The sequence below is a fragment of the Melaminivora alkalimesophila genome (genome assembly GCF_000282995.1).
GTDB lineage: Bacteria > Pseudomonadota > Gammaproteobacteria > Burkholderiales > Burkholderiaceae_C > Melaminivora > Melaminivora alkalimesophila.
The window spans coordinates 1-8,249 of record NZ_ALEE01000244.1 but is presented as its reverse complement, the minus strand read 5'-3'; the positions used below and the strand labels follow the sequence as shown (position 1 = coordinate 8,249).

Genomic DNA, 8,249 nt, shown 5'->3' with positions numbered 1-8,249 from the left:
CTGGCGCCCGGGCACCTGCGCTGGCGCGCGGCGCCGGCGCGCATGCCCACACTGCACTGCTTCGTGCTCGACTGTTCCGGCTCGATGCTGCGCAGCGGCCAGCTGGCGCGCGCCAAGGGCGTGCTCGCGCAACTCCTGCAGCAGGCCTATCTGTGGCGCGACCCGGTGGCTCTGGTGAACTTCGGCGGGCGGGGCAGCGCCTTGGTACGAGCTCCGGGCCGGGCGCCGCTGCGGCCCGAAGCCCTGGTCCTGCCCCTGGATGGGGGCGGCGGCACGCCGCTGGCCGAGGCGCTGGCCCGGGCGGATGCGGTGCTGCGGCGCCACCGCCACGGCCCGCGCTGGCTGTGGCTGCTGACCGACGGCCGTACGCGCGAGACCCCGGCGCGCCCACGCCATGCCGACGGCCTGTGGGTGATCGACTTCGAGCACGCGCGCCCTCCCCTGGGCCGCGCTGCGGCGCTGGCAGGCGCGTGGGATGCGCGGCTGGTGCCGGCGCGCGAGCTCTGAGCCTGCGAGAACGCACGCCCCTTCAGGGAGGCGGCAGCCCCTGCAGGCATTGCACCACCGCGGCAGCGGCCTCGTCGATGCGCGGCCCGGCGCGCAGGACCACGTCGAACTGCCCCGGGGGGAGCGTGCAATAGCGCCGCTCGCGCACGGCGCGCAGCGCCTGCCAGCCCGGGCGCTGGGGCGGTGGCACGGTCGCGCCCACCTCCGTCGTGACGAGCACATCCGGGTCGGCGCGCAGCGCATACTCCGGCCCCAGGCGCGGGAAGGCACCCAGATGCCCCGGCACCACGTTCGCCAACCCCAGGCGCGCCAGGGTCTCGCCGATGAAGGAGACCTCGCTGGCCGCAACCTTGCCGCCATGCAGTTCCAGGTAGATGCGCCGCCCCTGCCAGCCAGGCGGCACGCGCCGGCGCTGCTCCTCCACGCGCAGTTCCAGCCCGCGCCACAGGCGCTCGCCCGCGCCGGGTCGCCCCAGGGCCTGGGCGATGCGCTCCAGGTTGCGCCGGATGTCCGCATGGCTGCGCGCCTCCAGCACCAGCACGCGCAGCCCCAGCGCCTGCAGCCGCTCGGCCGCGCGGCTGCGCGCGCCCAGCAGCACCAGGTCGGGCCGCAGCGCGACGATGGCCTCCACGTTGGCATCCGCCATCCCGCCCACGCGCGGCAGCCCCGCCACGCTGGCGGGCCAGTCGGAATGGCGATCGACGGCCACCAGGCGGTCGCAGGCCTCCAGGCTGCACACCGCCTCGGTCAGGGACGGCTGCAGGGCGACGATTCGCTGTGGGGCCTGGGCATGGGCCAGCCCGGCGGCCGCCAGGCAGGCGCCGGCGACGAGCGAGGAGAGAGAGGGCATCGGAAAATCTAAGGGCTGGACGCTGAACCAAAGTCCGGACTATAATTCCCGGCTTTGCCTTTTCACGACCACTTGGGGCCACAGACCTGCAGGTGGCAGTCCAGGGGGCAGGAGAGCCGGGCTACCGCCACCCGTTGCAACTGGCGAGGTGAGGCCTGCCGGGCCGCAAGGCACTGCTTGCAGCCGCATCGGAGGCCGTAATAACCATCGGAGTGTCCTCATGGCACGCGTGTGTGAAGTCACGGGCAAGAAGCCCATGGTGGGAAACAACGTCTCCCACGCCAACAACAAGACCAAGCGCCGGTTCCTGCCGAACCTGCAGTACCGCCGCTTCTGGGTGGAGAGCGAGAACCGCTGGGTGCGCCTGCGCGTCTCCAGCGCCGCCCTGCGCCTGATCGACAAGAACGGTATCGACTCCGTGCTCGCAGACATGCGCGCACGTGGCCAGGCTTAAGGAGTAGCACCATGGCAAGCAAAGGCGGACGCGAAAAGATCAAGCTGGTGTCGACTGCTGACACCGGCCACTTCTACACCACCACCAAGAACAAGAAGACGATGCCCGAGAAGATGGCCATCATCAAGTTCGACCCCAAGGCGCGCAAGCACGTCGAATACAAGGAAGCCAAGCTGAAGTGATTCGGCCCGGTTCCTGCATAAAAAAACCGCCCGGTCTGCACCGGGCGGTTTTTTTTGGCCTCCAGCAGCGCACCAGGGCGCTGCGGGTGCGTCAGGTGATGTCGCGGCAGACGGTGTAGGTCTGGTCTTCGCTGTACGCAGCGGCCGCACCAGCGGGCACGATGTTGTTGGCGCCCTGGGTGGCACGGAACGTGCCGTTGTCAGGGCGGCCATCATCGAGTTGCACATCCAGTGCCGCAGCAGCCTTGCCCGGCACGTTGCCCAGACACACCATCACGCGGGCCGCCGTGCGGCCTTGCACAGCCACGTTGGTCACTCCCAAGCGCCCGCCCCAGGCATTCACAGGCATTGCGTTGGCACCCACATCACCCGGGTTGCCGGCGACAAAGCCCGAAGCGCGCAGATGCTGGAAGAATGCTGTCCCTTCACCACCGCCGGTGAAGGTCTGTGCCGCCGTGATGGCCAGAATGCCGTTGTTATTACCGGCAACGATACCGGGGGTCGTCCACTGCCCGCCGCGCGCAGTAAGCGTAGCGATAGGCCCATCATCCCCCGGCAGCTTGCGGTAACGGTCCAGATAGCTGTTGTAGGCGGCCACCAGACCATTCATGTCATTGGCCGCGTTCTTGACGCGCCCGTTCTCGATCAGCTCCTGGCCCTTGAGCACGCCGCCCAGCAGCAGGCCGATGATGACCAGGACAATGGCGATTTCCACCAGCGTGAAGCCGGACTGGGCGGTACGCCCCGCACGGCGCATGGGAAGTGATTGCATCAATGGATCTCCTGTGTGTAAAAGGCTGGCAACCCCGACGGCCGCCTTTGTAAGCCATTGTGCAGAGGCGTGCGCAGGGGCAACAGTCAAATTTCTTGACGCCCGGACAGCACCAGCGGAACGCGCAACACAAAGACCACCCCCTGGGGCTCCTCGCTGGCCTGCAGGTCGCCCCCCGCATCGCGCAGCGAGCGCCGCGCCTGGTACAGGCCCATGCCCGAGCCCGTGGGCGACTTGAGCGGCTCGAAGGCCCTGCGCGGCCACGGCGTGGACAGGCGCGGGGTGTGCAGGCGGGCCTGCAGGGCGCCCTCGCGCACGCTGCACTCGCAGCGCAGGGGCATGGCCCCATGGCGGGCCCCGCTGTCGCGGGCGAGGTTGGAAAAAATGTTGTCCAGCGCGCGCTCCAAGGCCTGGGCCGGCACGGGCTCCAGCAGCAGGGTGGGCGCTGCATCGGCGTCGTCCGCGTGGACCTCGATGGCCAGGCCCGCCAGTTCGGCAGCGTTTTGCAGCAGATCCAGGGCCCGGACGGGCGGCTCCCCCCGGGCGGGCACCGCCGCTGGCGCCTCGGTGGCAGCCAGCAGCCGGTGGGCGCGCGCCTGCAGCAAGGGCGCCTGGCGCTGCAGGCGCTGCGCCAGGCGCGGAAGCTGCTCGGGCGTGGCGGCGCCGAACTCCTCGGCCAGCAGGCCCACCCACTGGGCCAGGTTGCGCATGTCGTGCTGCCAGTACAACTGCACCTGGGCCCGCTGCGCCAGGGCCACGGCCACGGCCTGGGTGCGCTCGCGCATGCGCGCCAACCAGGCCTGGGCGAAGACGTCCAGCACCGTCAGCGCGAGGGCGCGCGCCTCATCGGTGCGGCCAATGTCGGCCCAGTGCAGCTCGATGGCGCAGTCCGGCCCTGCCTCAAGCCGCTGTGCAGGCCAACTCGGCCCCGGCTCCGCACCCCAGCGACCCTGTACCGCGTCACCGAACCAGTTCCCCTGCCAGGCGATGCCGGCGATGCCGGCGCGACGCAGGATGGGCCACGCCAGGCGCGGCCAGCGCAGTGGATGTACATCGGTCGGCAGGGCCAGCAATTGCGCCACGCAGCGACGCAGCCGCCGCCCGCGCAACCACACCACCCACGCGACCAGCAGCAGCACCAGCCCCAGGGCGACCAGCAGCCAGGGCAGGTGGATCATGCCGTCCTGCCGGCATCCGGCTCGCCGGCGCGCGCAGCAGTTGCAGGCTGGCGCTGGATGCCGAATTTCTTCATGTGGTAATACAGTTGCTCGCGCTCCAAGCCCAGGCTGCGCGCAGCGGCCGTGACGTTGAAGCCATTGGCAGCGAGCACGCGGCGGATCATCTGCTCGGCCACCTGATCGCTGGCCTCGCGCACGCCGCCCGACAGCTCGGCGCGCACCGACAGTTGCACCCGCCCCTGCGCCAGCAGCTCATGCTGGCGCCGGGCGAACCAGGCCGCGCGCGCCAGCGCCGGGCGCAGCGCCGCAAGCGACACGGGCTTGGCCAGAAAGTCAAAAGCGCCGGCATGCACGGCCTGCTGGGCCACTGCGTTCTCGCTCTGGCCGGTCAGCACCACGGCATGCATGAGCGGCCAGCGCACGAGCAGCTGGGCCAGCAGCAGCAGGCCTTCATCGGGACGTGCCGGCCGGGGTGGCAGGCCCATGTCCAGCAGCGCGACGCAGGGCTGCTCGGCGGGCAGGGCGTGGCGCTCCAGCAGCGCCAGGGCCGAGGGCCGATCCTGGGCGGCCAGCACCTGCCAGCCATCCTCGGCCAGGGATTCGGCCAGCCATGCGGACAGCAGCGGGTCGTCTTCCACCCACACCAGGGGCATGCCGGCCTGGGGCTGTGCGGCGCAGGCAGGAGGTGGGGCAGCGGCCTCTTCACTCATGGTCCGTGCCCAGGATGGCCGACACCAGCGGCCCGATGGCGACGGCGAAGCCGGCAAACAGCAGCAGGAACCCCCCGGCCACGCGCAGCAGCAGCCAATCGCCAGGGGTGTCTGCCGGCACGGCCAGACAGACGTAGCCGGCCAGCAGCAGGGCCACACCCAGGACTTGCTGCCAGCGCCGGCGTGCGCGCTGCGAGCGCAGGGCCTGCCCCAGGCTGATGCGCTGCCACTCCGAATCGCCGAATCCGTCGGGTTTCATGTGCACGGCTCCGTGGCTGCGCACAGGCGCAGGTGGCTAAGAAATAGCCGGGTGCCGCCGGTGGCGGACAGCTCGATTTCGTCAAAGGGGGCTGCGGGCGAGGCAGCAAGATTCGTCCAGCCGACGAGCGCTCCAGGCCCCGCCGGCTGGCTGGGCAGCGCCAGCATGCCACCCGGCAGATCGACACCGGCCTTGCGCAGCACCACAGTCCCCTGCACGGCAGGGCCGGCGCTCCAGACGCTCAGGGCCAATTGCTCTGGCGGGGGGGTCGAAGACGGAAAACTCAGCTTGATCGACAGGCTCTGCCCCGCCCCGAGCATGGAGGTCGCATCACTGCTGCAGGCACCGGAGCACACTCCAATGGCCCAGCCGGACGTCTCGGAGTTGCGTGCCAGATTGCCACCCGTGGCTGCGACGGTGACCCGGCCATGGCGCCCGTCGCCATCGAACGTGACAGCAGAGACTCCGGCATTGCGTCCGTTGAAGTCCGGCGGGGGGGACGCCAGGCGCCGGTCATCGAAGCGCAGCAAGCCAAACCCGGCATCGACCTCGCCCATGGAACGCGACAACAGCAAATCGTCGAAGTGGGCAATCGAGGTGTCGAGACTCAAGTCCAGAACCTGCTCATCACGCTGCACGAAGGCCGCGGGGGCTGCTGCCGCATTGCTTGCCTCATCACCGCCGGGCGCCGGCAGGCCCATGCGCGCGCCGCCCGGCAGCCAGGCCCCCCTGCCACTGGCACCGTGGCTGATGAGTACCCAGGCCTGGTCGAGCAGCGTGCGGCCCCGGTCGTTCACGACGAGACCGGCGGTGCGCGCATGCAGCATGCTGCCCTCGCGGATCACCCCGGTCTGCCCATCGGTCACGCGATACGACAGCTTGCGCCCCCAGGCATCCAGCGCGTCTTCGGCCCCCAGGCCCAGCGTCTTCCAGGGCAGCGTGCCATCGGGCGTGGTGCAGCGATAGGGCGCGGTCGACGGGGCGGTGGGCGGCTGCGCCAGGCCGCTTTCCTGCGCGCCATCGGCCGGGCACGGCAGGCGTTTGTGCAGCAGGGCGAAGCGCCCCAGCGCCAGCGCGGCCTGCTCCAGGCGCTGGCGCGTCTGCGCGATCCGGTCGCTGGCCTGCACGGACAGGCGGGCCTGCTGCAGCACCAGTGCGGCAGTGGCCAGGGCCAGCAGGGTGATGATCCCAATCAGCAGTATTCCGCCCGCATGCCGACTGCGCGCCGGGCGGGCGTTGCGCGGGACCAGGGACAGCCGGTTCGACATGGCGCCACCCGATCCGGCTCAAGGCTGCCCAGGGCGCGGTCCCAGGCCTGCAGCGATAGCCACCTCCAGCACGCTTGCGCGCACCACGATGTCATCGAAATAATTGCTCTCGCTCTCGTCGTACTCGGCGTCGATGTAGAAGGTCACATCGACGTTGGGATTGGCGGTCGGGCCGCTCCAGTTCATGCTCCGACCGTTGGCGTTGACGCCCTCGCGCGGGCCCGGTCCGGAGGCCGCATTGATCAGGGTGCCGCTCACGTTGTAGGCGCCATAGCGGTTGCCGCCGTGGCTGATCAGTACGTAAGCGGCGCCATTGCCATCGACGCGGCGGGCCACCTCGTTGGCACCGGGAGGATCCGACTGGATGGAGCGCGGGCAAGGCACATCGCGGCAAATGCCGAAGCCGCGCATCTGCCGCCACTCCGGGGAGCCCGGCATGGCGCCCGGCTTGATGGCTAAAAAGGTCAGCGGCGCGCTGGCGGAGTTGCCCACCACCTGGCAGCGGTGCCCGGGCATAGCCAGACCTGGCCCGGAAGGCGGCGTACCTCCGCTGGGGTCGCACTGGCTCATGTCCAGCGCCCCGCTCCACGTCAGTCCCGTCTCGACGGTGCTCTGCACGCCGCTGAATGCCTGCGCCCACACCCGGTAGGTGATGAGGTTGCCCCAGGAGTCGGTGGCCAGCGCGCTGTCCAGCCCCAGGCTGCGCCAGGGCACCACACCCTTGTCCATTGCGGCGTTGAAGCAGCGGCCCTGCGTCGGGCCGGCAGCGTTCATGCGCTGCTCCACCCCCGACAGCGTCTGATCCACGCCCAGCGACCCATCCGCCGGACACGGCAGCCGCTGATTGAGCACCACGAAGCGCACCAGCGCCTGCTGCAGCGCCTGCATCTTCTCGCGCGTATCCTTGCGGCGCATCAGGTCGAGCATGGCCAGCGATGGCGGCAGGAACACAAAGGCCAGCAGGCCGATGATGAGCAGCACCAGCGCCATCTCGACCAGGGTGAAGCCACCGGAGTGCCTGCCGGACGATGGGGTGGGGCCGCATGTCGCCGTGCTTGCCACTCTTTTCATAGCCTTCTCCGCTCGCCAGTCAAGCGCCATTCCATCATTTTTGCTTTGAATGACTGCGCTGCGGCTGCGTGGTGATCTCCAGCAGCGCCCCGGCTGGCAGGACGTCCTGGCGGATGTCATCGACCACGCTGACCTGCTGGCCAGGCAGCAGCACCACATCGCCCGCACCGACGCGGCTCAGCCGCACCCGGCCATCGGGCAGCACCTGCACCCGGTACCCGGCAAGGCTCTCGCCATCTTGCAGCATCTGACCGTTGATCCAGGCTGTCGCGCCGTGGCGGCCCCGGGCTGTGCCCTGCAGCACCAGCACGCTGATGGGCTCGTCCACAGCGGCAACGGCGTCGCCGGGGTGCTCCGCCGCCTGTGGCGTGGAAGGCTCGCCCTCGGGCAGCCGGGTGCGTGCGCGCTCGATGTCCTCGCGCTGCTGCGGCGTGTAGAACACGCGCGGCCAGCTCTGTGCGGCAGTGGCGTCCAGAGGGGGCGGCGCCACGGCCACGGCGGCCAGCGGGTGCGCCAGGCCAAGCACCAAGCCGAGCGGCGCCGGCCACGCCCCGGCCAGGGCCAGCCAGGTCTGCCGTGTTGCGGCTTGCTGCGCTGTCAGGGCGGGGATGCTGGGCTGCATGGCACTTGGCGGGTGGTTACTGGTCCGCATTGTTGGCCTGGGCTGGCAGGGGTGCAATGTGCAGGAAGTTGACACGGCAGCGCACCGTCAGGCCTTCGGCGCCGGGTTGCTCGAAGCTGCACCCGGCCAGCCGCGCCACCTGCGGATGCTGCGCCAGCAAGCCCTGCAGCAGGCGCAGCGCCTCGATCTCGTGCACCTGCTGCAGCTCGACCTGCAGCACGTGGCGCTGCACCTGGACCTGCGCCTCCTGCGCCAGCTCCATGGCCACCGTCTCGGGCGGCGCCAGCTGGAAGGAAAGCCGCTCGCGCAGGCCCAGATGCGTGGCCGCAGCAAGCAGGTCTTCGACCCAGGCAGCGCGCGGCTCGCCGCCGATGAA

The 8,249-nt window shown here is 70.3% G+C and carries 12 protein-coding genes; 3 read left to right on the top strand and 9 right to left on the bottom strand.

Features of this window, described 5'->3' with window-relative positions; translation table 11 throughout:
- The coding region (locus A612_RS04450; RefSeq protein ID WP_019373343.1) for a vWA domain-containing protein at positions 1-507 on the top strand (507 nt) is incomplete at its 5' end.
- Between the two features lie 22 nt (positions 508-529).
- On the opposite strand, the gene A612_RS04445 is transcribed toward A612_RS04450, so the two are convergent.
- A complete protein-coding gene (locus A612_RS04445; protein ID WP_019373342.1) occupies positions 530-1,357 on the bottom strand; it encodes an ABC transporter substrate-binding protein in 828 nt (275 codons plus the stop codon).
- A 220-nt stretch (positions 1,358-1,577) separates the two neighbouring features.
- On the opposite strand from A612_RS04445, the gene rpmB reads away from it, so the two are divergent.
- Both rpmB and rpmG read left to right on the top strand, forming a co-directional pair.
- Positions 1,578-1,811, top strand: coding sequence for a 50S ribosomal protein L28 (gene rpmB / locus A612_RS04440; protein ID WP_003058229.1), 234 nt, complete (start codon positions 1,578-1,580; stop codon positions 1,809-1,811).
- A gap of 11 nt (positions 1,812-1,822) precedes the next feature.
- Positions 1,823-1,993, top strand: a complete 171-nt coding sequence (rpmG, locus tag A612_RS04435; RefSeq protein ID WP_019373340.1) for a 50S ribosomal protein L33 — start codon at positions 1,823-1,825, stop codon at positions 1,991-1,993.
- Between the two features lie 91 nt (positions 1,994-2,084).
- On the opposite strand, the gene A612_RS04430 is transcribed toward rpmG, so the two are convergent.
- The 8 genes from A612_RS04430 to A612_RS17305 form a co-directional block, all read right to left on the bottom strand.
- Entirely contained in the window at positions 2,085-2,765 is a 681-nt protein-coding gene (locus tag A612_RS04430) for a prepilin-type N-terminal cleavage/methylation domain-containing protein (protein ID WP_241209513.1), read from the bottom strand.
- Positions 2,766-2,851: 86 nt separating this feature from the next.
- Entirely contained in the window at positions 2,852-3,943 is a 1,092-nt protein-coding gene (locus tag A612_RS04425) for a histidine kinase (protein ID WP_019373338.1), read from the bottom strand.
- Positions 3,940-4,653, bottom strand: a complete 714-nt coding sequence (locus A612_RS04420; RefSeq protein WP_081501095.1) for a response regulator — start codon at positions 4,651-4,653, stop codon at positions 3,940-3,942. Before A612_RS04420 ends, A612_RS04425 begins: the two co-directional genes overlap by 4 nt.
- Positions 4,646-4,912, bottom strand: coding sequence for a hypothetical protein (locus A612_RS04415; RefSeq protein ID WP_019373336.1), 267 nt, complete (start codon positions 4,910-4,912; stop codon positions 4,646-4,648). The genes A612_RS04420 and A612_RS04415 overlap by 8 nt, the downstream gene beginning before the upstream one ends.
- Positions 4,909-6,180 carry a hypothetical protein gene (locus A612_RS16060; RefSeq protein ID WP_019373335.1) on the bottom strand — a complete coding sequence of 424 codons (1,272 nt, stop codon included), beginning with the start codon at positions 6,178-6,180 and terminating at the stop codon, positions 4,909-4,911. The genes A612_RS04415 and A612_RS16060 overlap by 4 nt, the downstream gene beginning before the upstream one ends.
- Before the next feature lie 18 nt (positions 6,181-6,198).
- Entirely contained in the window at positions 6,199-7,251 is a 1,053-nt protein-coding gene (locus A612_RS16055; protein WP_141630321.1) for a type II secretion system protein, read from the bottom strand.
- A 34-nt stretch (positions 7,252-7,285) separates the two neighbouring features.
- Positions 7,286-7,873: a hypothetical protein gene (locus A612_RS04400; RefSeq protein WP_019373333.1), complete on the bottom strand. Its 588-nt coding sequence runs from the start codon at positions 7,871-7,873 to the stop codon at positions 7,286-7,288.
- Between the two features lie 16 nt (positions 7,874-7,889).
- The coding region (locus A612_RS17305) for a hypothetical protein (RefSeq protein ID WP_040436045.1) at positions 7,890-8,249 on the bottom strand (360 nt) is incomplete at its 5' end.